The sequence below is a fragment of the Lysinibacillus agricola genome (assembly GCF_016638705.1).
GTDB lineage: Bacteria > Bacillota > Bacilli > Bacillales_A > Planococcaceae > Lysinibacillus > Lysinibacillus agricola.
This window is the reverse complement of sequence record NZ_CP067341.1, coordinates 3,063,140-3,089,517: the sequence shown is the minus strand read 5'-3', so window position 1 is coordinate 3,089,517 and position 26,378 is coordinate 3,063,140. Positions and strand designations below refer to the sequence as shown.

Here is a 26,378-nt window from a genome sequence, read left to right as displayed (position 1 = left end):
CGCAATTTCCTTTACATAAGAATACAAATAAAATCATATAAATAAAGGTAGCGGAAAAATAGATTCTTACAATCAATTGATTTATAAAAATTAAGAAATTCTTCATTTTCTGCTAAGAAAAAGTTAAACATTGTTTTATATACTTATAAAAAAAGGCATTTAACGAAACTATTTGAAGATTTAAAACGTATTGGTAGTAGCGAAGAATATTGAAGAAGGTGAAGAAATGGCATACACCATTTACATAGTATTAACAAAAACAGGTACATTATTATCAAAAGCTATAGGCATGTATACTGGAAAAGAGATGAATCATGCATCCATTGCTTTCGATGAGGAACTCTTTGAAATGTATAGCTTTGGACGCAGGCAACTAAACAATCCTTTAAGTGGTGGATTTTTGCAAGAAGATGCAGAAAGGGGGCTATTTGAAACAGCTGATTGTGTAATTTATCGTTGTAGAATCTCCCATTATCAATACTTAGAGATGATGAAAATCGTACGATATATGTATTGGAATCGCGATCGCTATAAATACAATTTTATTGGGCTCTTTGGGGTTATGATGCAAAAGGAGGTTCGAAGAGAGCGTGCCTATTTTTGCTCACAATTTGTGGCGATGCTCTTAAAGGTTGGAGGTTTAGAAGTTTACCAAAACCCAGCATTAATGACACCACATTGTATCGCACAATTACCTTATTTAGAAAAAGTATATGCTGGGAAGCTTGCAGATTATTTACAAGGTGTACGTGCACCAGCAATGTTATACGGTTAAGGAGAACCCTCAAATCATTTAACCTCGCTATCATAACGCCTCGGCGTGTCTAGACATCTACCGAGGCTTAACACATTATGGTCACTACTGTGGTAGCTTGAGTTTAACTGATTGACTTGAAGTCCAACACCGATTAAATGAAAATAAATCTATTCTGTAATAAAATGAGTATTATTCTCTTTGTAGTATTCAGGGAAATATAGCTTTAATTAAATATAATGAGTAACATACATAACAAGAAAAAATAGTGTTGTAGAAACCTGGAGTTGGTCAGGTAGTAGGGCGAAATCGGGTTTATGTGGCCTGACAGCCTGAAAGACCAAAGAAACGAGTCCATAAATTACCTTAAAGTTGAAAATCAAAAATACATAGGAGGCGTTAGGATGAGCGAAGAAGTAAATGCATTTGGTTGGGATGCGATTGATCAGGAATTATTAAAAATTTACGGGGAACAGGAGCCGAAGCATTATGGCACTATTCTTCCATATTCATTAGGAGGCGAAGATCCACTTCAAGGAATTAGCGCCTATAAAAGTGAGTCACCAGTTCCACACTGGCATTTTGTTACATATGGATTTTCTGAGTTATATGAAAAAGAATCAGAGGATGCTGACTACAGCGGATTTGGGTTTGAGTTAACATTTCGTCTTGCACGTAATGAGGATGAGGAGGAGCCACCAGCCTGGGCGTTGAATTTGCTACAAAACATGGGAAGATACGTTTTTAACAGTGGCAATGTTTTTAAATCGGGTGATTATTTGGATGCAAACGGCCCTATTTGCCTAGATGCTGACACACTTTTGACGGCGCTTGCTTTTACGTTGGATCCCGAATTACCTGCTATTGATACACCAAATGGTCAATTGGAATTTATTCAAATGGTGGGGATTACAGGCGATGAGCTTGAGGCGATGCAAATTTGGAATACTTTAGGCGTACTAAATGCAGGTGTAGAGTTTATCCCGAGCTATGTAACTGATTTATCTCGGACATCGCTTTTACAGATCCCATCTATTGCTGAGGCGGTAGAAAGAGGAATGGAGGAGGAAGGCTCCAATACCGGCTATTTATTCGTGGATCAGCTAGCTTGGGAACAGGGGAAAAAAGGATGGTTCAGCAAACATCTTGATAAAGTTATGCTAGGGGCAAAGCAAGCAGGAATTATCGACAAACTACTACGCGGACGAATTTTAAAAGGGAAAAGCCTTATCCTCGTTGGTCGAGAAATCCGAGTTGTATTTGAGCCAGGGGAAAAATCCGAGTACAGTGTGGAGGAACAGGATGTTACCATTACTTTGAATGAAAAGGCCCTCATTGAACTTAGTCAAAGCTTGAAGCCTCAGGAAAGCGAATTTGAGTTAGCTTCTATCCCAGGGCTTTCCTTCCAAATTGTAAAAACCTACCTTAAAGATCAGGAAGGAAACGTTGTGGAAACAATCGGATGATCGGATATAGTCTCCCGCTAGAACGAACAGTACTATTGTTGCAATTCGTTTGTGTATAGGCGGGAGATTTTTTCATCGATACGAAATGAACTTTATGAACCAGGGCAAATACAAAAGGGGCAATCTGACTAACTTTAGATTCGGAAGAGCAAGAAAAGGGGAATTTTAAGGGTGATGTATTTAAATGAAGAAACATACAAAAAGAGCATTGAAAATCGTTGATATTGCTAAGGAGCCTTTAGAGAAAATACCATACATTACCGCTGCATCAAAGGGAGCAGGGATTTCTTATGAATGGCTTCCTATTTATTGGGGAGAGATGCTTGGACTGCCAGAGGAGCTGGATGCGCTAATTATTGCTTCTGATTTACAAGGCATCGCAGGTAATAAACAGGAAAAAATGGAAAAAACACGGAAGTTACTAGGTGAGGAACTTGCGGAAGTGCTTTCCCTATTGTTTCAAATCCATTTGTCAGATTTGGACCCAGCAAAGGTGATGGTGTGCTTATGTGGAGACTTATATACTGATTTAAGTAAAAGAGGTGCTAGCGGAAATCCTTTACCGGTATGGAGAGCTTTTCAGAGTCATTTTGGATTTGTCACAGGCATCGCAGGAAATCACGACCTATTGACGAATGAGGAACAAGCCGAATTAGGTTCTACCTCAGGTATCCAGTTCTTCTCGGATGGGGGTACGATCATGCATGCAAATCTTGCAATAGCAGGACTCGGAGGAATCATCGGTAGGACGGATAAACCGAATCGGATGGGAGAAGCTGATTATTTGGCAAAGCTCAGAGACATTTTAAAACAAGCTCCCGATATCCTACTACTTCATGAAAGTCCGGAAATTAGCTCTCAAGGTCTTCCTGGTAATTCGCATATTTGGAATGAACTACAAAATGCTGCTGAGCTTTTGGTCTGCTGTGGTCATGTTCATTGGGACACAGCATTAGCTGGAACAAGTGAAGGACTGCAGATTTTAAATTCGGATGGTCGCGCTTTTATTTTCAGAGCTGCGACACTAGATTAGAAATAATTTATAAGCAACTCCATAATGTAGATGATTCTAGCTTCTCTCATAGTTTTTAGGGAAGCAAAGAAATATTATATTTTAAATATGAAAGGAGTCTTACTATGGGAGCATGGGGATATAAACCATTAGAAAGTGATGAAGGTTTGGATGTAGTCGATTTTTTAGAGGACTATATCCAAAATAATTTAGAATCAAATCATATAGAGCTGTCTGAGGTTATTAATACGATGAAACGCGAGGGGTTTTTTGGAAAAAGCTTCGATGAGATTGATTTCGTTTTCGATATAAGTGCAATGGCGCTTGCGGAGCTCTATGTAATGTATCTTGATACAGGGAAGTTATATGACGCTGAAGACGAATTTGAAAAAATACACTCAATAAATGCAGATGAAGAATCATTGAAGTTTATTTTAAAATATTTAGCTGATATTAGAGATGAAGTTCCAGATGCTGATGGTATTAGGGAAATCGTTGAATTATGGCGTGAATCAGAATGCTGGATTGAATGGAAATCTAACTTAGAATGGCTATTCAATAGAGTTGAAAAGGAAATAAACCATTCTCTAAAATGTCATTGGTATAGGGTCCCCAGCATTTTTATGTATAAAGCTAATTTCCTCTCTTGAAAATTTAAATATTATCAAGAGAGGAAAAGCTCTACAAAAGAACAGAGCTACGCAATAGATTTTTTTCTCGTCATCAGAGATAATTTTATTGTCCCCATACACGATGTTATAATGAAACCCCCATTCTCCTAATGCAATAAGGTGATGTTGTTCATTTTTCTTTTTCCATTGGACCAACTCGATATGATTCGATTCGGATGGAGGGTAAGCTCAATGCAAGCTGATCAATCAGTAAAGCAATTATCACACAATTTTACGATGTATGTGAATATGCCGTTCGCTACGAGGAGGGGCAAACTGCACTCTGTAAGGTGTTACAGGAAGAATGCTATCCGCGTAAATTTTACTATGATACTGTGTTTGAGCAGCAAATCAAAAGCTACCTAGTTTGAGATAACTGTCCTGATATCTCAAACCATACGACATGTGTAAATCAATTTCTTTATTTACGGGAACGGGGATATTTGTTCGATAAGTAATCCAAATACTCCGAGCGGGTCAGTCCACCTGTTTGACGGTTAAATTCATCGTATGTAATATCCTCTGGAAAGCCAAATTCCGCGAGTGCCTGCTTACGTTCCTTTGCAGATAGCGGATTATTCAGTGAAAAAGCTTGTCCTCTGTCAGTATCAAACGACTCGATAGCGATCCCTGCGTGTACGCCATAATTAGAAAAACGGCTTATTGTCTTAAAAGAAGTTTCTTGTTCTGACTTGCTAATTGTTCCTGTCCCCCAGGAAAGGCGGTAGCGTTCTTCTTTTCCATAATCGATGCTTATACCGTAACCAAGTGGTAAGAGAATATCTGTTTCGGTTAGCGTTTTGTGTCCAACTTTTTCATAGCCACCCCGCATAAAATGATCGTCCATGACAATCAAGGTTTGTTCAGATAATGGGGTTGATGTAATATCCTCCATACTTGGTAAGCGTTTTGTTGTTTTGAACAGATAAGGTCGAATAAAAAGAGGCATCGTCATTACATTATTCCATAGACTATCTTCGGCAAACAGGCCATCTTTTTGCATTTGACGTAAATCTCCGATGACGAGTACGTAGCCGTCTGTAAATAAATCAATTTCTACTCGGAAAATATCTCCTGGAACAGCTTTATAGCGCAAGCTTTTTTTGCTTGTTAGCTTGTTCAGCTTCAGATTATAATCTGTAGGCAACTTTGACGGATATCGATGTAACCATTCGACGATTTCCTCTTTGCTCGTTAAATTCTTCGTGTTGGTCAGTGGCAGTTCGAAAAAGGTTTTCGTATTGCGAGCGATGATGTAGCTGGATGGCAGATCCTCAGTACGCATGCCAGCAGAAAAAATAACCCCGTTCGCTTTAATGCTGGAAATATGGGTATAATTCATTTTCTTCTCTTTACCACGGGCAGTTTGAGGAAGAATTACTTCACGATTTCGTGTCGGGATCTCTACATCCGTTTCTTGATAGGCCTGCTCACTAACTGAGATACGTTTTCGAATGATATCACCATCCATGCAGATGAAATAACCATTTTTGATTTCAATCGTATCCCAATGCTCTTCTACCGAATGAAGTCCGAAATAAGGACGAAGCGTATTTGTCAACCAACTGTTTATGGGTGTCATGAGATTACCTCCTATTATGCGATAAAGATCAATGGATTATGTCAAGTATACTTAATGTGCCTTGCAACGAAAACAGTATATTTGAAAATATCCATAAAATAGTTAATTTCGATTACTTAGAATGATCATGGGGGAAGAAGGGAGAAAAAATAATCTAAGCATCACCCCTCCGCATCAGAATGAGTTCAACTTCTAATTAAAACTTTTTTGCAGAAAACCTCCAACACAAATGAATATGCAATGTTCAAGCCTTATTGTTAAACCTTTTCTGCTATAATTAATGACTATACACGATTGGGGTGATAAAAATGCATATTGTTACAGTTGAAGGCGTACCATATGATTGGTTGAATCAATTACAGGAAATTCATGCACATGTATTTGATGGAGCAAATTTACTACTAGAAAAACTTGAAAGTAAAGAAGGGTTGATTTGTTTATTAGCAGTTGAGAAGGAAGATATAATAGGCTTTAAACTAGGCTTCAGACATCCTGATGGTGTTTTTTATAGCTGGCTAGGTGGTGTGCATGAAAAGAAACGTGGTCAAGAAATTGCCAGTCAGTTAATGAGGAAGCAGCATGAGCATCTTCAGACACTAGGCTTTAAAAAAGTTCGTACATATGGTAGAAATGAGCGAAAAGCAATGCTCATAACAAATCTTAAACACGGATTTGATATTGTATCAACATTTGTCGATACAAAAGATCGACATAAAATCGTATTTGAAAAATTATTGGATTAGGAGTTTTATTATGAAGGCATACTTAGCAAATGGATTATTTTCTTTAGGAGATCGTTTAGTCAACGAGCAACTCGCTGCGGCAATTCGAGAGGCAGTACCAGGTATTGAATTATATGTGCCACAGGAGAATGATGCGATAAATGATAAAACGGCATATGCAGATAGTTTAGCAATTGCGCAAGCGGATTTAGAGATGCTACAAAATAGTGATGTATTAGTAGCCGTTTTAGATGGTGTTGAGATTGACTCGGGTGTGGCAGCAGAGATTGGTGCATTTGCGATGCTGAATCGACCAATCGTAGGCGTATTTACAGATGTTCGTCAACAAGGCCGGGACAATATGATGAAAATAGAGGCACTTGTACGGGACGGAATTGAAAATCAGTTTGTTTATCGCAATTTATTTGTTATTGGCTTGATTAAGCGCACTGGCATGATTACAACTTCTATTGCTGAAGCTGTCCAAGCCGTTCAAAAATATAAAAAATAGGAGGAGCTTTGGATGCTATTATCAACAACAGATATTTTGGCTGGAAAAGAAATTGTGGAAACTATAGGTTTGGTAAAAGGTAATTCGGTACAATCAAGAAATATTGGTCGCGATATGATGGCGGGACTTCGCAATATTGTCGGAGGAGAGATGAAGGAATATGCAGAAATGCTCGTTCGATCTCGAGAAATTGCTACGCAAGCTATGGAAGAAGAAGCAAGACAACTAGGAGCAAATGCAATTGTTGCGATAAGGTTTTCTACATCCTCTGTCATGGATGGCACATCAGAGGTATTAGCATACGGAACAGCGGTAAGAGTAAAGGAATAATCTAGTAAGGGGCTTCAATCAACGAAATTGGAGTCCTTCACATATAGTTGGTAAGATTTTGATTGAAGCAAGATTTGCCAAAAAGAAAAATATTAAAGTGACCTATTAAGGTTATAATTATAAGTGATGGTGGTAGAGATGGTCTTTAAATCAAAGATGGATAATCCTTTTAAAATTATTTTAACTTGTATAATTCTGTTTTTTTGGCGAATAGTAGAATCAAGTTGAACACTTTAGAAAAATAAAAACATCGTACGCGAAATCGTGTATTATTGAGGTTCCTACACCAATCAATAAGAAGGGATTTCGAATACGATGCTAGAACAGAATAACATAAAAATAACGAATAAGAAACCACGCCTTACACAGTTTCAACGTGGAGAACTTCAAGGCTATTTGAATGCCGGAATTACAAATAAGAGCGAACTTGCGCGAAAACTCAAGGTTTCGCGCGGGACAATCTACAATGAACTTGCTCGTGGCACGACCACTCAAGTAAAAAAAATCAATGGAAAACATATCTACACAACGCAATATCTTGCTGAAACAGGTCAAGCTGTAACAGATCGAAATGTGGCTCGTTCTCGTAAAACCGTTGAAGTTTGGGCGTGTGAAGGCATTCTTGGCATTTGTTGACGAACTATTACTTGATCGCACAAGGACCCTATCTCCAGATGCGATTGTTGGTCTTGCGAAGCTCAAAGGGTTGTTTTTCTCCGGATGAAATGATCTCAACAAAGACCCTTTATCATTATATCGAGCTGGGTCTTCTGAAAACTCGAAACAGTGACCTTCTCTTAAAGGTACGTCGAAATACCAAAAAGGTTAAGAAAACGCAACGCCCAAATAAGACAGTTCTCGGTAAAAGTATTGAAGAACGTCCTGATAGCGTTGAATCTCGTGAAGAATTCGGTCATTTTGAAATTGACTCCGTCGTAGGGCGCAAGGATAAAGAAGATGATGTACTATTAACTTTGATTGAACGCAAAAACGCGTCGTGAATTCATCGTAAAGATGGACGGGAAAGATGCCGACTCAGTTAACTACGCACTCTCTTCAGTCCTCGAAGAATTCGGTGAATACACATCTGCGGTCTTTAAATCAATCACCGCAGATAATGGTTCTGAATTCGCTAGGTTGTCAGAAATGTTTGGTGATAGGATAAATATCTATTTCACTCATCCATACTCTTCGTGGGAACGTGGAACAAATGAAAACCACAACGGAATCATCCGTCGTTTCATCCCTAAAGGACATGCGATTGAGGATTATAGCCGGACGCAAATTCGTATGATTGAGAGGGCAATGAACAACCTACCAAGAAAAATCTTTGCCTACAAGACACCAAATGAACTGTTTGAAGAGGAACTTCAGAAACTCGTCTCTTAAGACCGCGGGGACACCCCGCACCCCTGAGCCTCCCTCCAAACAGAAAAGTCTCCTGTTCATCAGTCAGCTACAGATCCTAACCTGTACTGGCTAGATCCACAAGGGAAACCGCCTTGCAGATCTAGCCAACACAGGTTGAACGGACTACGCCGACCGACAAACAGAAGACAAAGGAACCTCTGGGGTGTTTTTTAAAAAAAGTGTTCAACTTGTAATTGCAATTTAGGATTCTGTTTTTTTCATAGTATTATCTTTACCACTCTTGTTAGATAGAAAGAATTTCACAATGATGGATTTTTATATAATATCCAGTATATTTTTAGTTTTAATTATTTTTCTTTTTTGGATAGCGATTGATATTGTCTATCGATTCGAGGAAGAACATTTATATTTGCGAGCAGGTTGTTTATTTACCCGGATTAAATATATAGATATTAGTTCTTATAGAGAATTAAATGGTTTGATGGATATACTTACAGGTTTTAATTTATTGTCATCTTCCAAGGGAATTGCGATTCTATCTGATAAAGTTATGCTAGGAGAAGTGAAAATTTCACCAGTTGACCAAGAAGGATTCATTCGAGAACTTGAAAGACGTATAAAATAAGGTGAAAACTAGATTTGAGAATCACTGAAAAATGATTACTTCAGCAAATTAGCATAACTATGAGGAGTCTGTTCTGTTAAAGGTTACAATTGTTGAACATTCGACTTCCGAATTTATTACAAAATAATACATAAGGTTACTAAAAAGCTCTCATGTAGATTTTCAAAATGAGGGCTTTTCTTCTGTCATTAAATCAACGTTCGAAGCTCCTATATAAACCAACTTTTTTACAAAGCAACATCAGCCACAGTTCACAACTTTTGGTGATGAACCAGTACCAATTATACCAATAATTTAGGAATTTTATAGTTAAAAGGACTAATAGTGTCCAACTCATTTTGTATAATGGGGAAGTAACGATGAAGAAAGAGTGGGATATATGGTAGATTCACAACAAAATAAAGGCTATCGTGTCATTTCGATGTTTGACAGATTGATGGATGGTCAAGGAATTAACAAAAAGCAAGAAGCATTTACACATAATGTTGGTGAAAAAACCATACAACGGGATTTGAATGAAATTCGAGCGTATTTGGAAAAAGCTAAATTAGGTTACCATTTAGAATATGTTCGGACAGAAAAGGTGTACAGGCTGACAAATAAAGAAGAAAGTATTTTATCGAAGGAGCAAGTTTTAGCGATTGTTAAAATTCTCATCGAATCAAGAGCACTGCTAAAATCTGAAATGAGCGATATTATAGATAAGCTTATTTCTATTGTTGCTCCCGATAAGCAGGAATTTATTCATAATATTATTTTAAACGAAAAGCATTTATACGTAGATTTAAATCATAAAAAGTCTCTATTGCATTTAATTTGGGTTCTTTCAGAGGCGATTCAAAAAAAGAAAATCATTAAAATTGATTATTTACGTGAAGGTGAAACGATTTCTACAGAAAAGATTTTAAAACCACTCGCCGTCATTTTCTCAGAATACTACTTTTATTTAATTGCTTATGATAATAAGCATGAAAAGGATTTGCCCATTGTCTGTAGAGTCGATCGTATACAACATTTTCATGAGCTCGATAAGAAATTTCAAATACCCTATGCCGAGCGTTTTCAAGAAGGAGAGTTTCGTAAGCGCATTCAGTTTATGCATGCTGGCGAGCTGATGCGTATGAAATTTATATTTAAAGGAACATCCCCGCAGGCTGTATTAGATCGCTTACCAACAGCAAAAATATTATCCCAAAAAGATAGGCAACATTTATTTGAAGCAGAAGTTTTTGGACATGGTATTAAAATGTGGCTGCTGAGCCAAGGGGCGAACATTGAGGTGCTAGAGCCAATTGAGCTTAGAGAAGAGATCATTGAAACGATTCAATCGATGCAGCAAAATTATAGCTATATAAAAGTTGAAACGGTCAATAAATAAAGTATGCTAAAAGTTATTCTATGAAATAAGGTAAAAATCCGCGTAGATTTGTGCCATGCTGGGCAGAGAATCGAAGCGGATTTTTACTATTAAGAATGTATTAGTTTTTGTATGCTTATCTATTTCTCAAAAAAATTCCTCGATAAAGGCCATATTAAAATCATCTAAAAGCTTGTAATCTTTCATATAGTTTTCCTCATATAAATAAACAAATAAATGTTTTGAGTCATCTAATCGTATACCAACTTCACGTTTATCATTAATACGTAACGTTAACCAATAAGCTTCGTCATATTTCGAATTGGGAAAATATGCTTTTCGAAGTGGCTGATCTTTAAATTGTTGCATAAGTAAATTGATTTTAGCTGTATCTGTAAAAGTGATTGTTTTGTCATCGGAGGCCCGGATCATTTCAATTTCCTTAATTTGCTCAATATCAAGTTGTTCAATTACCTCCTTATTAAAAGATGAATCACGAGTTAGTAGTAGTGTTGAAACATATAAAATGATAAGAGGTAATAGGATGCCGATTAATATTTTATATCTTTTTTTCATGTTAAACTCCTTAAATTCAAAAAATTCGCACATATGTATTCTTTTCCACGCTATAATTGAGCATATACTGAATTGATAAAGGATGGCAATAAAATGACACATAATCATGAAGAAAAAGAGATATTTTATCCAGACGGTACATTAATGTATCGTGGCGGTGTGAAGAAAAACGACTTTGGACATGACATCTATGATGGGAAGGGTACGCTATTTGATCAGGAAGGTGAACTGTTATTCGAGGGTGAATTCGTTAATCATATGAAGCAAGGTAATGGCATCATGTATTTAAAAGGACAAAGGATTTATCAGGGCGAATTTATTCAAAATAAAAAACAAGGTAATGGTCTTTTATATAAAGATGGTAAGGTCTATTATGAGGGACATTTTCGCAATGACTTAATGGATGGTTACGGAATTTTGTATTTTGAGGAAGATAGTATCGCCCCATTTAAAGAGCTTCGTACACAGTATCCACATTTAAATCAGCCGCAATATGAGGGTGATTTTGTCCATGGTATGAAGAAAGGCAAGGGAAAACAATACTATCCAAGTGGTTTTTTACAATATGAAGGTGATTTTATATGGCACCATATGCAAGGAGCAGGAAAGCTTTACTATGCACCAGAGTCGCCAAGTGCTGAGGAGCTTACAAATGGTGTAATAACACTGCAGTATGAAGGCTATTTCTTTGAGGATATGAAGCATGGAAAAGGAAAAATCTATTCCAGACAAGGTATTCTCGAAGCGGAGGGGCAATTTAAAGAGGATGCTATGACAGGACACGGTACGCTTTATTATGCTAATGGACAGGCTTCTTTTATCGGGGAACTTGTAAATGGAGAAAAGCATGGTCGAGGAGATTATTTTAATGAAGAAGGGAAGATCATTTATAGTGGTGAATTCATCAACGGTGAACGTTTACGAATAACACCAGAAATAGAGCGAGAGATTGAAAAATTACAGAAGCAGCTAGATGGACTTGTCGGTCTTCCAAATGCCAAGAAGGAATTACATAATCTTATCAACTTCATTAAAATCCAAAGCTTGCGTGTCGACCATGGCTTAACAAGCTTCCCAATAACATATCATCTTGTGTTCTCTGGGAATCCAGGCACTGGAAAAACAACAGTGGCACGAATAATAGGCCAAATATATAAGCATCTTGGCGTACTCTCAAGTGGACATTTTGTGGAAACAGATCGTGCGGGCTTAGTAGCGGGATATGTTGGCCAGACGGCTTTGAAAGTACAGGAAGTTGTGAATAAAGCGAAGGGCGGCGTGCTTTTTATTGATGAAGCCTATTCACTAATCAATGATAAGCAGGATGCATTTGGTAAAGAAGCGATTGATAGTCTATTAAAGGCGATGGAGGATTTACGTGATGATTTAGTGATCATCGTTGCTGGTTATACAGAGCTTATGGAAGAATTTTTGCTTGCTAATCCAGGTTTTAAATCACGCTTCAATCATTTTGTGAAGTTTGATAATTTTAGCACGGATGAGCTTTATAATATTTTTGCCATGCTATGTAAAAATAATGATTATCAGTATGGTGAGGCATTCGCACATCATATGAAGGCCCAATTACATCAAATTCCCGTCGAATCGATTCCAAACTTCTCAAACGGTCGTTATATACGAAACTTATTTGAAAAGCTTGTGACCATTCAATCAAATCGTCTAATTCAACAGAAAAATATTACGAAAGAAGAATTAATGGAATTTACAGAGGAAGATATTTTACTGGGCATTGCGGAAAATCTATTTGATAATACATTTTAGTTATTGTGTTAATGGCCAAAGTAATCTTCGAGAATTTGGTCTCAGCTTGTTAATAAAAGAATAAATTAATTTGTAGCAATAGAAAAAGGTTGATCTTCACACCGAGTTGGCGCTCTCCGCGAAAATCAACGGTTCCTCATCGCAGGAGGAGTTGACAATCCGAAATCAAAATAGTATATATGGCGGGGGCCGCCAATTAAATTACCAAACAGCTTTATGTAAACAAAATTAACGTTTGTCTACAGTCTGTGGCTAAGCTATGTATAAAAATTGGCCTTTTCCACATAGAAATGAGGGGAAGAAAATGAAAAAGCTTATAGCTATTATATTAGTATGTGCTTGTATTTTACCAAGGATAATGACTATAAATATTACGATTAACAACAACTTTAAAATTCATAAAAATAAACAGATTGAATAATTGACAAAAAATGAAAAAGTAGTAATATAAGGCTCATCATCAAAAGTTGTGGATGATATTTGTTAAGACGTCTGCCTTGTATATAAGCTGATTGGACGCCCCTAGGAAAGCACCAAATCGGAACGGAAATCAACCATACGTTATGGTGATGATCCTAATCTAACACAAAACATACGCTACCGTATCTTACTGGAGAGATGACATGCAATTAACGAGGGAAGATTGGATAAAAGCAGGATTACAACAATTAGCTGATGAAGGAATACATAAAGTTCGCATTGAAGCACTTGCTCGATGGCTAAAAATAAGCAAAGGGAGCTTCTATCACTATTTTCGTGACCGTCAAGAGCTACTAGATTCTATGCTCGACTATTGGGAAATACATGCGACGAAGCTGATTGTTCAAAGTATGGAGCAACAGGATGCCTCATTAGAACAGCTATTACAGATTAGTTTTAATCGAGATAAAAAAATCGAGAATGGTATTTATACTTGGGCTAAATATGATCCGGTTGTTGCAGCACGTTTAGTGGATATTGAAGAACAAAGAATTTTTTGTGTTGCAAAATTGTATCAAAAAATGGGCGTAGACGAAACAAAATCCATTGATCGAGCGAGACTTGCCTATTTAACGTATGTAGGATGGATGACAAGATTTGAAGAAAATCCTAATTTTAATGTTGATAAAATGATTGAGCTTTTAATACACGATAATAAATGTCCCTAATATGGTTATAGAAACCTGAAGGGACAAAATTATTATCATAACATACGGTGGTGTATGTTTTAGGATTATAATATTGGAGGTAAATATATGAAGTCGATTTTACCATTATTAGCTGTAGGTTTTCTGTGGTTTATCAGTTTTTTACATATGTATTGGGCTTTTGGAGGTCGATGGAGTTCTGCCGCTGTTCTTCCTGTAAGAGAGGGAGAGCATAAACCTGCATTTACTCCGAGAATATGGGGAACATTATTCGTAGCCTGTCTTATTCTACTGGCTAGTATCATTATTGTTGTTCAAGGTAATTATTTGCAGAGCTTCCGAGCAAATAGTTTATCTAAAATCGGAAGCATTGTTTGTGCTATCATTTTTATTATTCGGGCAATTGGTGATTTTAATTATGTTGGGTTTTTTAAAAAAATAAAACATTCACAGTTTGCTAGATACGATACTTGGATCTACAGTCCATTATGTTTGTTCTTTGGATTTGTCTATATCATTTTATTGTTTTAAAATGAGTGATAGTTAGGGAGAATTTATAGGGGGAAACATATTGAATCAAACGATATACTTACTACGTCATGGGGAAACTGAATATAATACACAAGGACGATACCAAGGAGAGCTCGATTCTCCATTAACAGAAGTTGGTGTAGATCAAGTACAACAAAATGCTCAAATGTTGAAAAGTTTAATTGGTGATCCTAACGAATGGAAAATTGTGTCAAGTCCATTAGGAAGAGCCATGCAAAGCACTGAAATAATTTGTGAAACAATTGGATATGATTTGAAGAATGTTGAAAAAGATAATCGTTTAACCGAGGTTGCAGTGGGACAGTGGGCTGGCTTAACAACGAAAGAAATTGAAAGTTCTTGGCCCAATCTTTTCCATAACACAGACGTGTATAACTGGTATTTTAATGCTCCAAATGGAGAAGCTTACGACTCCGTAGTGAGCAGACTAAGTGCTTGGCTAGAAGACATTCAACATGTACCGAAAGTGATCGTTATCTCACATGGTTTAACAGGTCGCATTTTACGAGGATTATATGCGGATCTAAAAAAGGAAGATGCACTGAAGTTAGAAGTATCTCAGGATGTATTTTTTAAATTAGCGAATAAAGACATAACGAGAATTTGTTCAGATTTTGATCATTTTTATTAAATAAAACCAGCTTTAAGAATTTCTTCATAAATTTCCTACAGGAATATTCATAAATGCCTCCTATTATAATGAGTGGGGGGCGTTTTTTTATGAAAAAATTTGTCTTATTTTGCTGTATATGTGCGGCTGCAATCTTTTTTTATTATACGAATAACACAACAACGGAACAAACGCAAATAGAGCTACCTTCGTTACATAGTAAAAATGCTTTATTACTCAATGAAAAAGGAGGTGTATTATACGAAAAAAATGCAGATGCCATTATTTATCCTGCATCATTAACGAAGATTATGACAGCGATTGTTGCTATTGAGGTAAGTGCTGATCTACAGAAGCAAACAATTGTTGAACCACAAACGATTTCTAAATTTACTGCTCAAAATGCTTCGATGGCTGGCTTTATGGCAGGCGATTTTGTGACGATAGAGGATTTATTATATGGTACACTGCTTGCCTCTGGGGCAGATGCTACGGGGACACTTGCTGATACGATTGCAGGTAGTGAAGAAGCATTTGTGACGTTAATGAATAATAAAGCGCATGAATTAGGGATGAACGATACGCATTTTGTGAATGCTAGCGGACTACATGATGACGCTCATGTCTCCAGTGTGCGTGATATTAGTAAGTTGTTTCATTATGCTATTAAAAATCCTACCTTTTATCAAATTTTGACTTCTAAAAGCTATATAACTCATGTACCGAATGAATTAACGATTACAAGCTCACTTTTAATGAAAGTTCCAGGAGGGGAAGGTGTAATATTGGGAGGGAAAACGGGCTATACACCTGAAGCTGGTCTTTGCTTAGCTTCCATTATCGAAAAAGATGGTAAACATTATATTTTCGTTACGACTAATGCAAATGGGCAGGCTTGGACACCACCATTCCATATTGAGGATGCTCTTACAGCGTATGATGCGTTATAGGAGGAAAAAAATATGAAAAAATTAGTAACTTTTTTAATTGTTTCAATCGTCTTATTAATAGGGTGCACTACACAAGTACCCGAAACAGAGAAGGCATTTTGGTAGCCTTTTAGAGACCATGTGAAAGTTGGTAAAATAGCTAACATGGTATTCATGCTTGGGGATACAATCAATCATTTTGATTTAAGAGGGGCGGTGCTACGCCAATTAAATAAATGGTTTTCATCATCTACTGCAAGAGATAATGCACTTGTTAATAACGCAATGATGGGCGCAATTTTAGTTCCAAATGCCAAGGGCTATGGTTTTGAGGTCGATGGGGAAATGTTTGAAATTTCTAGAGATATATTGATTGCTGAAATGGAATCAATATTGCCAACGCTACCACAGGGAAATGATCTTTTGGATGAAGAAAAAGTGAAAGTTTTTTTAGCTAACACTTCAACAATATGCCGTTGATCCTAGCTACCAAAAAACGTTAATAAAGAAATTTCCAATCACAAAAACTAGTTGATTCCTACTATTTTCTGGCATAATCTATTATTCTATAATTAGAGTCGAATCCTATATTTTTTCAGAAAAAACATATGAAAAAAGACATCTGTGATGAAAAGGGCGGTGTAGAAAAATGAAAAAACTTTTACCCTATGCTATTATTTTGACATTTTTTATCAGTTTCGTGTTTGTAGATTATGCTTCTGCAAATGCTGAGGGTACATCCGTTATTCAATCTGTAGCAAAAGACACAGCAGTTTATGTAGAACCTTCCGTAGAAAGTGCCGAAATCGGTCAAATAACGAAAGGTAGTTATGTAACAGCTACACCTGTAAATAAGAAATGGACTCGAATTAAAGTTCAACAGCTAGAGGGATATGTAGAAACGGCAGCATTAGTAAGCATTACATCTGAAAAATATTTAGTGACGCAAAAAGGTGGAACAACTTTATTTACATATCCTAGTCCAAATGCACAAAAAGCAGGACTGCTTAATGAAAACAGTATTATCTTTGTATATGGATCAGCACCTGGAGGTTGGTCATTTGTCCAATATGGTCATCAAACAGGCTATGTTGCAACAAATTCTTTAAAGAAACCTGTTGCGACAAAAAAACGAGTAAATGCTGCTAATGGCGCTGTGCTTCGTTTAACTGCTAGCCCAAGTGGCGAGGTTCTTGGTACGATTGCCAATAAAACAGTCGTTCAGCAATATACAACGCTAGTTGGCTGGGCCTATGTAGAAGCAGGTGAACAAAAGGGCTATGTGAAAGCTTCAGAGCTGGTAAATATCCAAATACCTGGTAACAAAGTATACAATAAAGGTGTACCAGTAGCGAAAGGGGAAAAGAAGCGTGTGGCTTTAACATTCGATGATGGGCCAGATGCAAAAGTTACCCCACAAGTTTTAGCGACTTTAAAGAAATATGATGCAAAGGCTACATTTTTTATGGTTGGGCCAAATGCCACTAAAAATTCAGCAGTCGTAAAGAAAGTTTATGAGGCTGGCCATGAAATAGGCAATCATACATGGAACCATCCAAAGTTAACAAGCTTATCGACAGCAAATGTTAAACAAGAGGTCGATCGAACTAGCAATGCTATTTATGCATCAATCGGTCAATATCCAACGGTTTTCCGTCCTCCATATGGTGCAACGAATGATAAAGTTCGTTCTGTCATTACGATGCCTTCTATTCTTTGGTCAATCGATACACTTGATTGGAAGCATCGCAATGCTGATAAAATTTTAGCGTATGTGAAAGCGTCAGTGAAAGATGGCAGCATTATTTTAATGCATGATATTCATCAAACGACAGCAAATGGTTTGGAAAACGTAATTCTTTACTTGCAAAAGCAAGGCTATGAATTTGTAACTGTTAGTGAAATATTACAATAATCAATAAGCTAAAAAAATAGGCCGTGCAACTGTTATAAAAAGACAGTTGCACGGCTTTTTCTAATCTATTTAAATAAATTGATTGTCGTAATAATAATTGGAATACCGAATACGTCGATTAAAAACGCACCTACTATTGGTACTACGAGGAATGCTTTTTTAGATGGACCGAAACGTTGGACAACCGCTGACATATTGGCCATCGCATTTGGTGTTGCCCCTAGACCGTGTCCGGCAAAACCGGCAACCATAACAGCAGCATCGTAATTTTTTCCAAGTAACTTAAACAATACAAAAATACTAAACACAACAATAAAGAATACTTGTGCGAAAACAATGATGAATAGTGGAAGTGCTAAATCGGCAATTTCCCATAATTTAATGCTCATTAGCGCCATTGAAAGGAAGATACCTAAAGTAACATCACCAATTAAAGAAATACTTTTCATGTTTATCGCTTCAGGTTTAAATTTATCCATAATATTACGCACTAATACAGCAACAAACATTGCACCAACATAGCCAGGTAGTACGAAACCAGTAGTTTCTGAGAATAATGTTCCAACATACGTACCTACTGCCATACAAAACGTAATAAAGAGAACTTGTGTAAAGAATGAATCGGATGTAATTTGTTCATTTTTATTTTCAAAATCAACTTCTTCAGCTTCTTGTACATCTGGCGTTAAATTATATTTTCCAACTAAGTACTTCACAATAGGGCCACCGATTAAGCCACCAGCGACTAAACCACATGTAGCCGCAGCCGCACCAATTGTCATAGCTGATGAAATACCTAAGTCTTCTAATGTTTGTCCAAATGCTGCAGCGGAACCATGACCACCTTCCATAGAAACAGTACCAGCCATCATACCGATTAATGGATGAATACCCATCAGCGATGCAAGTGATACACCAATAACATTTTGCATTAACGCTAGGAAACCACAAGCTAACCAATAAATAATTAATAATTTCCCACCCAGCTTAACAAGTTTAAAGCTTGCTCCTAAACCAATTGTTGTGAAGAATGTAATCATAAATAAGCTTTGTAATGAAGTATCAAGCGAAATTTCTAATACGTCCGTTGTCTTTAGAATAGTTGCCAAGGCGGCGAATAGTAAGCCCCCAACAACAGGTGCTGGAATACAAAAACGCTTTAAAAAACCGATTTTATTTATAAGCCAGCCACCCAATGCGAATAGGGCAACTGCTAGAAATACTGTTGTGATTTGATTGAATTCGATCATGAACCGTGCCCCCTAAGTAAGTTGTTAAGTGCTTCATAGACAAAATAAGCACCTAATTTAACCGTGCGTCCGTTCTCATCAAGCGAAGGATTTACTTCACAAATATCAAAAGAATGAGTATTTGGGTGTGAAGTTACTTTTTGAAGTATCGTACGTACAGTCGTTGGATCTAATCCAAACGGTGATGGAGCACTAACACCCGGTGCAACAGCAGCGTTAAGTACATCCATACATAGTGTTAAGAGAATATAATCATGATGATCCATAAATTGCTGAAGATCATGCATGATTTGTGCTTTGTTTTCTGGCGTCATATTTTCTTCTAACACATAATTCACATGCAATTCATCGGCTTTGTCAAATAATTCTTTTGTATTGCCAAAACGTTGTATGCCTAGGACAAAATAATCTGCATGTGGATCCTGCTCTAAAATCTGACGGAACATTGTACCAGACGATGGTTGCTCATCATATGGTCGTAAATCGAAATGAGCATCGATATTGACGATCCCGATTTTCGCTTCCGTTGGTAACGCTGCGCGAACGCCTAAATAATGTCCGTATAGTGTTTCGTGTCCGCCACCAAGCACAACACATTGTAATTTTTTACTTAGCAATGTTTTGACAATTTCACCGAGCTCACGCTGCGCTTCCTCTAAAGCATGATTTAGACAAAGAACGTTACCGACATCTATAATTTGCTGCTCATCATTAAATGTCCAAGGTAAGCCAGATAATGCTTCACGTAGAGCATTAGGTCCACTTGCTGCCCCAACACGTCCCTGATTTCGACGTACCCCCTCATCACAAATAAAGCCAACAATTCCGGCATGCTGATTATCTGAAGCGCTTACATCATTAATAGGAATTCTTTTTACTTTTTGATGTAACCGAAAACTACTAGAATTTGTAGTTGAATCTATACGGCCTTTCCATTGTTTTTGATCTGTCATTGTATACATATCCTTCTCAACTCCATTACCAATATTATTGTAGTGTAAATATTGTTGTAAATTTATTATATATTCGCATAATTATAATTACTAATATATAATTATTATTAATCTATAGCTTTTAACTATAAATGTGGGGGATGCTGTTTTGGATATTAAACAATTACAATATTTTTTAGCAGTTACGGAGCAAATGAATTTCTCGAAGGCAGCTGAAAAACTGCATATTTCTCAGCCTTCTTTAAGTAATGCTATTAAAAAATTAGAGCAAGAAATTGGTTCACCGTTACTTGAAAGAACTACGAGAAATCTTCAATTAACAGAAGCCGGCGAGCTTTTATATGAACGAGCAAAAGTTATATTGAAAAACATGGAAGTTTTAAAAATAGAAATGGATGAGGTAATTGTACAGGGTACAAGCGAAATAACGATTGGTATTATGGAGTCGATTAAGCATTGGTTACCACAAGTGATTACAGAATATAAAAAGGAATATCCACAAATGATGATTCATCTAGTCGATATTTTAGGAAGTAAACGTGTCACAAAATCGCTCAAAAGCTATAAAACCCATTTAATTATTACAAATCAGATAATGAATGATGATGAACTCGAAGTTAAGTGCTTATATGAAGAGCGACTTGTAGCCGTTTTACCATTAAATCACCCATTAGCGGAGAAGGATAAACTGACGATCGCTGATTTAAGTGATGTGCCTTTTATTATTAGTAAAGAGGGCTTTCAAACGAGACATGATATTTTAGATGCATTTGAAAAGGCTGGAAACAACATTAATATCCAATTTGAAATTGAACGTTTCGAGACAGCTGTGTCTCTCGTTCGTGAAAATTTAGGAGTTACCATTCTACCTGAAAATTATTTAAAAGGTCCTACAGCTAAAACTATTGTACAAAAAGAAATAGATTGTCCCAATTTACGACGTAATGTTTACTTAGTTTATTTAAAAAACCGTCATCTTCCTTTTGCCATTCGTCAATTGCTTACGGATATTATGCACTTCTTTTAGCACTAAAGGGTCATAATAAAGCTATTGTAAGAAAATTTTAACGTCTAAGTACTGCTCTTTTATGTATGAATTTTCTCTATAATTCAAATTTTTATTTAATAGATGATTGATTTACGAGAAATATAGCGGTAACATTTAATGTAAGAATAAAAATGAATAATCATTCATTTTTCATTTCGATGTTCAAACAAAGGGGGCTTTCTTATGAACTTTTCTTATAGCGAAAAAGTAGTAGAACTGCAAGAGAAGCTGACGAATTTTATGGAGCAATACATTTATCCAAATGAAACAGTGTATGCTGCACAGGTTGAAGCAATGGAGGATCGTTGGGGAGCGATTCCGCCGATTATGGAGGAACTAAAGCACGAAGCAAAAGAAGCGGGCTTATGGAATTTATTTTTGCCAGATAGCGAATATGGGGCAGGTTTGACGAATTTAGAATATGCACCTTTATGTGAAATTATGGGACGTTCTTTAATTGCTCCTGAAGTGTTTAATTGTAATGCGCCAGATACAGGGAATATGGAGGTGCTTGTGCGCTACGGCTCAGAACAGCAGAAAAAACAGTGGCTGGAGCCGTTATTACGTGGAGAAATACGTTCTTGCTTTGCAATGACTGAGCCAGCAGTCGCTTCTAGTGATGCAACAAATATCGAGGCAAGTATTGAACGTGATGGCGATTTTTATATTTTAAATGGACATAAGTGGTGGACAACAGGAGCTGGAGATCCTCGCTGTAAAATCGCTATTTTTATGGGGAAACATAAAGATTCTGCAGCACCTATCCATGAGCAGCAGTCGATGATACTAGTGCCGATGGATACACCTGGAGTGAAAATAGAGCGTATGCTAACTGCATTTGGTTATGATCATGCACCAGAAGGGCACGGCGAGGTGACGTTTACAAATGTTCGAGTTCCAGTTGAAAACATATTGTGGGGAGAAGGCAAGGGCTTTGCGATTGCGCAAGGTCGTTTAGGGCCTGGTCGTATCCATCATTGTATGCGTCTTATTGGAGCCGCTGAACGTGCATTAGAGGAAATGTGTGTGCGTGTACAGGAACGACATGCTTTCCATCGACCATTAGCAGACCAAGGTGTGGTGCGTGAGCGTATTGCGGAATCACGTATTGATCTTGAGCAGGCGAGACTATTAACGTTAAAGGCAGCCTATATGATGGACACGGTAGGCAATAAAGAGGCGAAGGCAGAAATTGCCATGATTAAAGTAGTGGCGCCGAATATGGCATTAAGAGTGATTGACCGAGCAATTCAAGCATTCGGTGCTGCTGGAGTAGGACCTGATACGACGCTTGCAGCACAATGGGCAAATTCCCGAACATTACGATTAGCAGATGGTCCAGATGAAGTGCATCGTAACACAGTTGCCAAGTTGGAGCTAAAGAAGCATGCCAAAAAACATGAGGAGCTGGTGAAATGACGGTACTAGATTTATTTAGCTTAAAGGGGAAAACGGCCATCGTAACAGGGGGAGGCCGCGGTCTTGGCGCTCAAATTGCACAAGGCTTTGCTGAAGCAGGTGCCAACGTTGTACTTTGTTCAAGAAAGGTTGAGGCATGCGAAGAAGTAGCGGCAGAATTAGCTGATTTAGGTGTACAAACATTAGCTCTTGCTTGTGATGTGACAAAGCCAGAGGATATCACGAATGTAGTGTCAAAAACGCTTGAAACATTCGGCCGAATTGATATTTTAGTCAATAACAGTGGGGCATCTTGGGGTACTCCTGCTGTCGAAATGCCATATGAGGCTTGGCAAAAAGTCTTCGATGTTAACGTCAATGGCACATTTTTAATGACGCAAGCTGTTGGTAAAATAATGCTAGAACAAAAGAGTGGAAAAATTATCAATATCGCTTCGGTTGCAGGGCTTGGTGGTACATTACCTGAATTCATGGATACAATTGGCTATAACGCAAGTAAAGGTGCAGTCATTACGCTAACAAAAGATTTGGCCGTAAAATGGGGGTCATATGGCGTCAATGTGAATGCGATTGCCCCAGGATTTTTCCCAACAAAAATGTCAAAAGTCTTAATTGAGCGCGGACAAGATTATTTAATGGGCGCGACGCCGTTAAAACGTTTAGGAACTGAAAATGACCTAAAAGGCGTTGCATTATTTTTAGCCGCAGCTGCCTCAGATTATATTACGGGCGATGTCATAGTCGTAGATGGCGGTATGAGCTCAATCATTTAAGTTCTTTCAGCGGTTGTCCAAACACCCGCTGAAAGAACTTAAAGCCTCCGGCGGATGTCACAGAATCGGAAAGGAGTTCTTTGTGCGAGCACAAAGCCGATTCCGGACGCAATTATGCCGAGGCATAATTGATAGGAGGGGTACAATGGATACGATACAAGTAAGGGCAAGTGAACGTATTGATGAAGTGAAATTACATTCATTTTTAAAGAGTCAATTTCCGGAATTACCAGAGGGGAAGCTAGAAATTTCACAGTTTAGTGCTGGACATTCAAATTTGACTTATTGCCTAAAAGTAGGCGAATTTGAAGTTGTTCTGCGTCGACCTCCACATGGACCAGTCGCCAAAAAAGCGCATGACATGAAACGTGAGTTTACGATTATATCTGCATTACATCCATTTTTAGCTGCAATACCTAAACCTTATGTGTACGTTGAAGATCGAGATATTATTGGCAGTGATTTCTTCCTAATGGAACGCAAAAAGGGTATCGTACTTGACACTCATTTTCCACCGGGTACTGAAAATACGGAGGAATTAGGACGTCTCATTTCGGAAAAGATGGTTGATTCCCTTGTAGCTCTTCATGCAATACCATATAAGGAAACGCAACTAAAGGATATGGTGAAGCCAGAAGGATTTATGGAACGGCAAGTACAAGGATGGATTGAGCGCTATGACAAAGCAAAAACGGCCGAGCATGCTGAAGTAGCAGCGTTGACAACATGGTTAAAGGATCACATACCTTCTAATCATGAAGCAACTATTATTCATTATGATTACAAGCTGAATAACGCCATGTTTTCAAGTGATTATTCTGAAATAATTGGACTTTTTGATTTGGAGATGACAACTGTAGGGGATCCATTAGCCGATTTAGGTGTGGCAATGAGCTACTGGATGCATGCAGATGATCCAAAAATGCTACTATACGCATTTGGAGAACCGCCAATAACGACTTTACCAGGGTTTTATACACGTCAGGAATTCATTCACCGCTATGCAGAGAAAAGCGGGCGTGATGTTTCTGCCATCGATTATTATATTACATTTGCCTACTTTAAATTAGCAGTAATATGTCAGCAAATCTATTATCGATATGTGAATGGTCAAACGAAAGACGATCGTTTTGCACAAATGGATAAAATGGTAGCTGCACTGATTCATCAAGCTTCCAAGGTCCTATAAACTATATTAAAAATGACGGTTGCTTTTACTAGCAGCCGTTATTTTTTTGCTACAACTACAGATTATCCGACAGTAGATAGTATAGTTTAGAATACATTCTCGCACCTAATTTATATTTATAACCCAAAATATTCCCGTGAAGAAAATCAAGGGAGAGGGAATGCATGTTCTTATTTTATCATAGTGCTCTAATTTTACAAGCATTTTGGTGGAAACGAAGGGGTGATTTATGTAATGACAATAATTTTTTATTGTTTTACGATAAAAAATTATTGACTTAGAATGAATGGAAAGCTATTATGTCATTAGCAAGTTATGAAAGAGGTGCTTTATGAAACAAAAAGAATTATCAAGATGGTTGAAATTGATAATTGTATTTTGTGCATTATTTGGTTTATTGTTCTGTATTTATGTTGGACCACAAACAGGGAAGGAAGTTTTAACGGATTCAGAAGAACTAAGAGCTTTGTATAAACCATTTATTGCATTCATTTGGATAACAGGGATTCCATATTTTATAGCATTAGCTTTAGGCTGGAAAATATGTACGGATGTTGGTTGCAATCAAGACTTTACGGTCGTGAATGCAGATAGATTAAAAATCATAAGTGTGTTAGCCATGATCGAGGGTGTTTTATATGTAGCTGCGTTACTTTATATTTTTGCGATTGGTAGCTACCACACGAATGTCCTAGTAATTCTGTTACTTATTTTATTCTTTGCAGTCGTGATTTCTGTCTTTACTTCAATGCTGTCTTATTTAGTAAGAAAAGCATGTGAGATAAAGCAGGATAACGATCTAACGATTTGAGGTGTGTAAACGTTGGTTATCATTGTAAATCTCGATGTCATGCTGGCTAAAAGAAAAATGAGTGTTACAGAATTATCGGAAAAACTAGGCATTACAATGGCGAATGTATCTATCTTGAAAAACGGAAAGGCAAAAGCCGTTAAATTTTCTACGCTAGAAAAAATATGCGAAGTTTTAGACTGCCAACCAGGTGACATTTTTGGAATACAGAAAAAATGAGGATAATGAATAATGGGGGAAGAATGATGAAAAAGTATGTAATTGCAACTTTACCGATTTTAATAGGAGTTTTATGTTTAATTATGAAGGGAATTATTGGTGACGAATTAATGCCTGATGGAACACTTATAGAAAGAAACTTCTTTTTAATTCCATTAAGTTACTTATTTTTCTTTAGCGGTATAATTTCATTATTATTTGTTGCAATGTTTTCTACCATTAAAAAAACAAATTTAGCTAAGTAATATGAAAAGATCAGGTTCACAAATATGAGCCTGATCTTTTATGCGTTTTTTGTACTATTATTCCCACGTTTGATCTAGCTTATCACTGTAAAACTTAATGGCTTTGCTATAATCTTTTATTCCTTCATGTTTAGTAGTGAGAATTAATGTATTTAATAAAGTTTCCATAGCCTTTGAATGTTCACCAAGATTATAAAGTGTCATCGCATAGAAAACCTTTAAATGTTCAGCTTCAGGAAACTCACTCAAGGCTTGTTCAAAAATACGTTTTGACTGTTCATATTGACCCAATGTACGATATGTACTGCCTAGTCCTAAATAGGTACCCTCTAAATCTTCGCGCGCTAGCCCTAATTTGATTGCTCTTTCATAGTGAGGGACAGCTTCTTTTTCTTTTCCTATTGAATCGTAAGTCCAAGCGCAATGATAATGATAAAATCCATTTTCAGGCTCTTCTTGAACTAGTGCTACTATTAATTGATTTGCTTCTTCCAGTTGTCCGTTTTCTCTTAAAGTTATGATGTGTTGTAATCGCTTATCCATATTTTCTTATCCTTTGCTTAAATTTTTTAAACTGAT

General features: G+C 37.1%; 31 protein-coding genes. 26 read left to right on the top strand and 5 right to left on the bottom strand.

The genetic code is table 11. The annotated features are described in order from the left end of the window. The first annotated feature begins 190 nt into the window (after positions 1 to 190). From FJQ98_RS14990 to FJQ98_RS14975, 4 genes are all read left to right on the top strand, one after another. Complete coding sequence (locus tag FJQ98_RS14990) at positions 191 to 775, top strand: hypothetical protein (protein ID WP_241774659.1); 585 nt, start codon at positions 191 to 193, stop codon at positions 773 to 775. A gap of 383 nt (positions 776 to 1,158) precedes the next feature. After that, positions 1,159 to 2,220 (top strand): suppressor of fused domain protein, encoded by a 1,062-nt coding sequence (locus FJQ98_RS14985; protein ID WP_053597227.1) that lies wholly within the window; start codon positions 1,159 to 1,161, stop codon positions 2,218 to 2,220. A 184-nt stretch (positions 2,221 to 2,404) separates the two neighbouring features. After that, the gene (locus FJQ98_RS14980; protein WP_053597226.1) at positions 2,405 to 3,253 is read left to right on the top strand and encodes a metallophosphoesterase family protein; all 849 of its coding nucleotides are present in this window, start codon (positions 2,405 to 2,407) and stop codon (positions 3,251 to 3,253) included. A 104-nt stretch (positions 3,254 to 3,357) separates the two neighbouring features. After that, positions 3,358 to 3,882, top strand: a complete 525-nt coding sequence (locus FJQ98_RS14975; RefSeq protein ID WP_075807369.1) for a DUF4259 domain-containing protein — start codon at positions 3,358 to 3,360, stop codon at positions 3,880 to 3,882. A 442-nt stretch (positions 3,883 to 4,324) separates the two neighbouring features. Here FJQ98_RS14975 and FJQ98_RS14970 read toward each other — a convergent pair whose 3' ends face one another. Then, on the bottom strand, positions 4,325 to 5,485 hold the full coding sequence (locus tag FJQ98_RS14970) for an immunity 26/phosphotriesterase HocA family protein (protein ID WP_053597225.1): 1,161 nt from the start codon (positions 5,483 to 5,485) through the stop codon (positions 4,325 to 4,327). Between the two features lie 308 nt (positions 5,486 to 5,793). On the opposite strand from FJQ98_RS14970, the gene FJQ98_RS14965 reads away from it, so the two are divergent. From FJQ98_RS14965 to FJQ98_RS14940, 8 genes are all read left to right on the top strand, one after another. Continuing rightward, the gene (locus FJQ98_RS14965; RefSeq protein WP_053597224.1) at positions 5,794 to 6,228 is read left to right on the top strand and encodes a GNAT family N-acetyltransferase; all 435 of its coding nucleotides are present in this window, start codon (positions 5,794 to 5,796) and stop codon (positions 6,226 to 6,228) included. Positions 6,229 to 6,238: 10 nt separating this feature from the next. Next, on the top strand, positions 6,239 to 6,718 hold the full coding sequence (locus FJQ98_RS14960) for a nucleoside 2-deoxyribosyltransferase (protein WP_053597223.1): 480 nt from the start codon (positions 6,239 to 6,241) through the stop codon (positions 6,716 to 6,718). A gap of 12 nt (positions 6,719 to 6,730) precedes the next feature. Further along, positions 6,731 to 7,048, top strand: coding sequence for a YbjQ family protein (locus FJQ98_RS14955; protein ID WP_053597222.1), 318 nt, complete (start codon positions 6,731 to 6,733; stop codon positions 7,046 to 7,048). A gap of 315 nt (positions 7,049 to 7,363) precedes the next feature. After that, complete coding sequence (locus FJQ98_RS27600) at positions 7,364 to 7,684, top strand: hypothetical protein (protein WP_425492657.1); 321 nt, start codon at positions 7,364 to 7,366, stop codon at positions 7,682 to 7,684. A gap of 38 nt (positions 7,685 to 7,722) precedes the next feature. Then, complete coding sequence (locus FJQ98_RS27595; protein ID WP_425492656.1) at positions 7,723 to 8,049, top strand: hypothetical protein; 327 nt, start codon at positions 7,723 to 7,725, stop codon at positions 8,047 to 8,049. Then, entirely contained in the window at positions 8,027 to 8,437 is a 411-nt protein-coding gene (locus tag FJQ98_RS27590; RefSeq protein ID WP_425492655.1) for an IS30 family transposase, read from the top strand. The genes FJQ98_RS27595 and FJQ98_RS27590 overlap by 23 nt, the downstream gene beginning before the upstream one ends. Before the next feature lie 286 nt (positions 8,438 to 8,723). Beyond that, positions 8,724 to 9,044 carry a PH domain-containing protein gene (locus FJQ98_RS14945; RefSeq protein WP_053593513.1) on the top strand — a complete coding sequence of 107 codons (321 nt, stop codon included), beginning with the start codon at positions 8,724 to 8,726 and terminating at the stop codon, positions 9,042 to 9,044. Between the two features lie 379 nt (positions 9,045 to 9,423). Next, positions 9,424 to 10,422: a helix-turn-helix transcriptional regulator gene (locus FJQ98_RS14940; protein ID WP_053593512.1), complete on the top strand. Its 999-nt coding sequence runs from the start codon at positions 9,424 to 9,426 to the stop codon at positions 10,420 to 10,422. Between the two features lie 126 nt (positions 10,423 to 10,548). Here FJQ98_RS14940 and FJQ98_RS14935 read toward each other — a convergent pair whose 3' ends face one another. Then, complete coding sequence (locus FJQ98_RS14935; protein WP_053593511.1) at positions 10,549 to 10,977, bottom strand: hypothetical protein; 429 nt, start codon at positions 10,975 to 10,977, stop codon at positions 10,549 to 10,551. Between the two features lie 93 nt (positions 10,978 to 11,070). Here FJQ98_RS14935 and FJQ98_RS14930 point away from each other — a divergent pair, with 93 nt between their 5' ends. The 7 genes from FJQ98_RS14930 (at position 11,071) to FJQ98_RS14900 (ending at position 17,892) form a co-directional block, all read left to right on the top strand. Further along, the gene (locus tag FJQ98_RS14930; protein ID WP_053593510.1) at positions 11,071 to 12,759 is read left to right on the top strand and encodes an AAA family ATPase; all 1,689 of its coding nucleotides are present in this window, start codon (positions 11,071 to 11,073) and stop codon (positions 12,757 to 12,759) included. A gap of 623 nt (positions 12,760 to 13,382) precedes the next feature. Next, positions 13,383 to 13,907 carry a TetR/AcrR family transcriptional regulator gene (locus tag FJQ98_RS14925; RefSeq protein WP_053593509.1) on the top strand — a complete coding sequence of 175 codons (525 nt, stop codon included), beginning with the start codon at positions 13,383 to 13,385 and terminating at the stop codon, positions 13,905 to 13,907. Between the two features lie 87 nt (positions 13,908 to 13,994). Continuing rightward, the gene (locus tag FJQ98_RS14920; RefSeq protein ID WP_053593508.1) at positions 13,995 to 14,417 is read left to right on the top strand and encodes a DUF3995 domain-containing protein; all 423 of its coding nucleotides are present in this window, start codon (positions 13,995 to 13,997) and stop codon (positions 14,415 to 14,417) included. A 40-nt stretch (positions 14,418 to 14,457) separates the two neighbouring features. Beyond that, positions 14,458 to 15,069 carry a histidine phosphatase family protein gene (locus FJQ98_RS14915; protein WP_053593507.1) on the top strand — a complete coding sequence of 204 codons (612 nt, stop codon included), beginning with the start codon at positions 14,458 to 14,460 and terminating at the stop codon, positions 15,067 to 15,069. A gap of 89 nt (positions 15,070 to 15,158) precedes the next feature. Then, positions 15,159 to 15,998: a D-alanyl-D-alanine carboxypeptidase family protein gene (locus FJQ98_RS14910; protein ID WP_053593506.1), complete on the top strand. Its 840-nt coding sequence runs from the start codon at positions 15,159 to 15,161 to the stop codon at positions 15,996 to 15,998. Between the two features lie 120 nt (positions 15,999 to 16,118). Continuing rightward, entirely contained in the window at positions 16,119 to 16,457 is a 339-nt protein-coding gene (locus FJQ98_RS14905; protein WP_053593505.1) for a hypothetical protein, read from the top strand. 169 nt (positions 16,458 to 16,626) lie between these two features. Beyond that, positions 16,627 to 17,892 carry a polysaccharide deacetylase family protein gene (locus FJQ98_RS14900; RefSeq protein WP_053593504.1) on the top strand — a complete coding sequence of 422 codons (1,266 nt, stop codon included), beginning with the start codon at positions 16,627 to 16,629 and terminating at the stop codon, positions 17,890 to 17,892. A 65-nt stretch (positions 17,893 to 17,957) separates the two neighbouring features. Here FJQ98_RS14900 and gltS read toward each other — a convergent pair whose 3' ends face one another. Together gltS and hutG are read right to left on the bottom strand one after the other, a co-directional pair. Then, positions 17,958 to 19,142 carry a sodium/glutamate symporter gene (gene gltS, locus FJQ98_RS14895; RefSeq protein ID WP_053593503.1) on the bottom strand — a complete coding sequence of 395 codons (1,185 nt, stop codon included), beginning with the start codon at positions 19,140 to 19,142 and terminating at the stop codon, positions 17,958 to 17,960. Further along, positions 19,139 to 20,104, bottom strand: coding sequence for a formimidoylglutamase (gene hutG, locus FJQ98_RS14890; protein ID WP_053593502.1), 966 nt, complete (start codon positions 20,102 to 20,104; stop codon positions 19,139 to 19,141). Before hutG ends, gltS begins: the two co-directional genes overlap by 4 nt. Positions 20,105 to 20,243: 139 nt before the next feature. On the opposite strand from hutG, the gene FJQ98_RS14885 reads away from it, so the two are divergent. The 7 genes from FJQ98_RS14885 to FJQ98_RS14855 all read left to right on the top strand — a co-directional run bounded on the left by FJQ98_RS14885 (position 20,244) and on the right by FJQ98_RS14855 (position 25,799). Beyond that, positions 20,244 to 21,122, top strand: a complete 879-nt coding sequence (locus FJQ98_RS14885) for a LysR family transcriptional regulator (protein WP_053593501.1) — start codon at positions 20,244 to 20,246, stop codon at positions 21,120 to 21,122. A gap of 204 nt (positions 21,123 to 21,326) precedes the next feature. Further along, positions 21,327 to 22,562 carry an acyl-CoA dehydrogenase family protein gene (locus FJQ98_RS14880; protein WP_053593500.1) on the top strand — a complete coding sequence of 412 codons (1,236 nt, stop codon included), beginning with the start codon at positions 21,327 to 21,329 and terminating at the stop codon, positions 22,560 to 22,562. Beyond that, positions 22,559 to 23,335 carry an SDR family oxidoreductase gene (locus FJQ98_RS14875; RefSeq protein ID WP_053593499.1) on the top strand — a complete coding sequence of 259 codons (777 nt, stop codon included), beginning with the start codon at positions 22,559 to 22,561 and terminating at the stop codon, positions 23,333 to 23,335. The genes FJQ98_RS14880 and FJQ98_RS14875 overlap by 4 nt, the downstream gene beginning before the upstream one ends. 145 nt (positions 23,336 to 23,480) lie before the next feature. Continuing rightward, entirely contained in the window at positions 23,481 to 24,524 is a 1,044-nt protein-coding gene (locus FJQ98_RS14870) for a phosphotransferase family protein (protein WP_053593498.1), read from the top strand. Positions 24,525 to 24,855: 331 nt separating this feature from the next. Further along, the gene (locus tag FJQ98_RS14865; RefSeq protein ID WP_053593497.1) at positions 24,856 to 25,335 is read left to right on the top strand and encodes a DUF2975 domain-containing protein; all 480 of its coding nucleotides are present in this window, start codon (positions 24,856 to 24,858) and stop codon (positions 25,333 to 25,335) included. A gap of 12 nt (positions 25,336 to 25,347) precedes the next feature. After that, positions 25,348 to 25,554 carry a helix-turn-helix domain-containing protein gene (locus tag FJQ98_RS14860; protein WP_201406476.1) on the top strand — a complete coding sequence of 69 codons (207 nt, stop codon included), beginning with the start codon at positions 25,348 to 25,350 and terminating at the stop codon, positions 25,552 to 25,554. A gap of 23 nt (positions 25,555 to 25,577) precedes the next feature. Beyond that, the gene (locus tag FJQ98_RS14855) at positions 25,578 to 25,799 is read left to right on the top strand and encodes a DUF3955 domain-containing protein (protein WP_053593495.1); all 222 of its coding nucleotides are present in this window, start codon (positions 25,578 to 25,580) and stop codon (positions 25,797 to 25,799) included. A gap of 57 nt (positions 25,800 to 25,856) precedes the next feature. Here FJQ98_RS14855 and FJQ98_RS14850 read toward each other — a convergent pair whose 3' ends face one another. Then, positions 25,857 to 26,342, bottom strand: coding sequence for a tetratricopeptide repeat protein (locus FJQ98_RS14850; protein WP_053593494.1), 486 nt, complete (start codon positions 26,340 to 26,342; stop codon positions 25,857 to 25,859). Positions 26,343 to 26,378 lie beyond the last annotated feature (36 nt).

Excerpts from the sequence above, each read along its gene's own strand:
- FJQ98_RS14955 (WP_053597222.1), top strand. The coding sequence starts at position 6,731 with ATGCTATTATCAACAACAGATATTTTGGCTGGAAAAGAAATTGTGGAA.
- hutG (WP_053593502.1), bottom strand. The coding sequence starts at position 20,104 with ATGTATACAATGACAGATCAAAAACAATGGAAAGGCCGTATAGATTCA.
- FJQ98_RS14965 (WP_053597224.1), top strand. The coding sequence starts at position 5,794 with ATGCATATTGTTACAGTTGAAGGCGTACCATATGATTGGTTGAATCAA.
- FJQ98_RS14910 (WP_053593506.1), top strand. The coding sequence starts at position 15,159 with ATGAAAAAATTTGTCTTATTTTGCTGTATATGTGCGGCTGCAATCTTT.
- FJQ98_RS14855 (WP_053593495.1), top strand. The coding sequence starts at position 25,578 with ATGATGAAAAAGTATGTAATTGCAACTTTACCGATTTTAATAGGAGTT.
- FJQ98_RS14945 (WP_053593513.1), top strand. The coding sequence starts at position 8,724 with ATGATGGATTTTTATATAATATCCAGTATATTTTTAGTTTTAATTATT.
- FJQ98_RS14970 (WP_053597225.1), bottom strand. The coding sequence starts at position 5,485 with ATGACACCCATAAACAGTTGGTTGACAAATACGCTTCGTCCTTATTTC.
- FJQ98_RS27595 (WP_425492656.1), top strand. The coding sequence starts at position 7,723 with ATGCGATTGTTGGTCTTGCGAAGCTCAAAGGGTTGTTTTTCTCCGGAT.
- FJQ98_RS14940 (WP_053593512.1), top strand. The coding sequence starts at position 9,424 with ATGGTAGATTCACAACAAAATAAAGGCTATCGTGTCATTTCGATGTTT.
- FJQ98_RS14865 (WP_053593497.1), top strand. The coding sequence starts at position 24,856 with ATGAAACAAAAAGAATTATCAAGATGGTTGAAATTGATAATTGTATTT.
- FJQ98_RS14920 (WP_053593508.1), top strand. The coding sequence starts at position 13,995 with ATGAAGTCGATTTTACCATTATTAGCTGTAGGTTTTCTGTGGTTTATC.
- FJQ98_RS27600 (WP_425492657.1), top strand. The coding sequence starts at position 7,364 with ATGCTAGAACAGAATAACATAAAAATAACGAATAAGAAACCACGCCTT.
- FJQ98_RS14850 (WP_053593494.1), bottom strand. The coding sequence starts at position 26,342 with ATGGATAAGCGATTACAACACATCATAACTTTAAGAGAAAACGGACAA.
- gltS (WP_053593503.1), bottom strand. The coding sequence starts at position 19,142 with ATGATCGAATTCAATCAAATCACAACAGTATTTCTAGCAGTTGCCCTA.
- FJQ98_RS14930 (WP_053593510.1), top strand. The coding sequence starts at position 11,071 with ATGACACATAATCATGAAGAAAAAGAGATATTTTATCCAGACGGTACA.
- FJQ98_RS14925 (WP_053593509.1), top strand. The coding sequence starts at position 13,383 with ATGCAATTAACGAGGGAAGATTGGATAAAAGCAGGATTACAACAATTA.
- FJQ98_RS14870 (WP_053593498.1), top strand. The coding sequence starts at position 23,481 with ATGGATACGATACAAGTAAGGGCAAGTGAACGTATTGATGAAGTGAAA.
- FJQ98_RS14875 (WP_053593499.1), top strand. The coding sequence starts at position 22,559 with ATGACGGTACTAGATTTATTTAGCTTAAAGGGGAAAACGGCCATCGTA.
- FJQ98_RS14935 (WP_053593511.1), bottom strand. The coding sequence starts at position 10,977 with ATGAAAAAAAGATATAAAATATTAATCGGCATCCTATTACCTCTTATC.
- FJQ98_RS14880 (WP_053593500.1), top strand. The coding sequence starts at position 21,327 with ATGAACTTTTCTTATAGCGAAAAAGTAGTAGAACTGCAAGAGAAGCTG.
- FJQ98_RS14980 (WP_053597226.1), top strand. The coding sequence starts at position 2,405 with ATGAAGAAACATACAAAAAGAGCATTGAAAATCGTTGATATTGCTAAG.
- FJQ98_RS14960 (WP_053597223.1), top strand. The coding sequence starts at position 6,239 with ATGAAGGCATACTTAGCAAATGGATTATTTTCTTTAGGAGATCGTTTA.
- FJQ98_RS14900 (WP_053593504.1), top strand. The coding sequence starts at position 16,627 with ATGAAAAAACTTTTACCCTATGCTATTATTTTGACATTTTTTATCAGT.
- FJQ98_RS14975 (WP_075807369.1), top strand. The coding sequence starts at position 3,358 with ATGGGAGCATGGGGATATAAACCATTAGAAAGTGATGAAGGTTTGGAT.
- FJQ98_RS14985 (WP_053597227.1), top strand. The coding sequence starts at position 1,159 with ATGAGCGAAGAAGTAAATGCATTTGGTTGGGATGCGATTGATCAGGAA.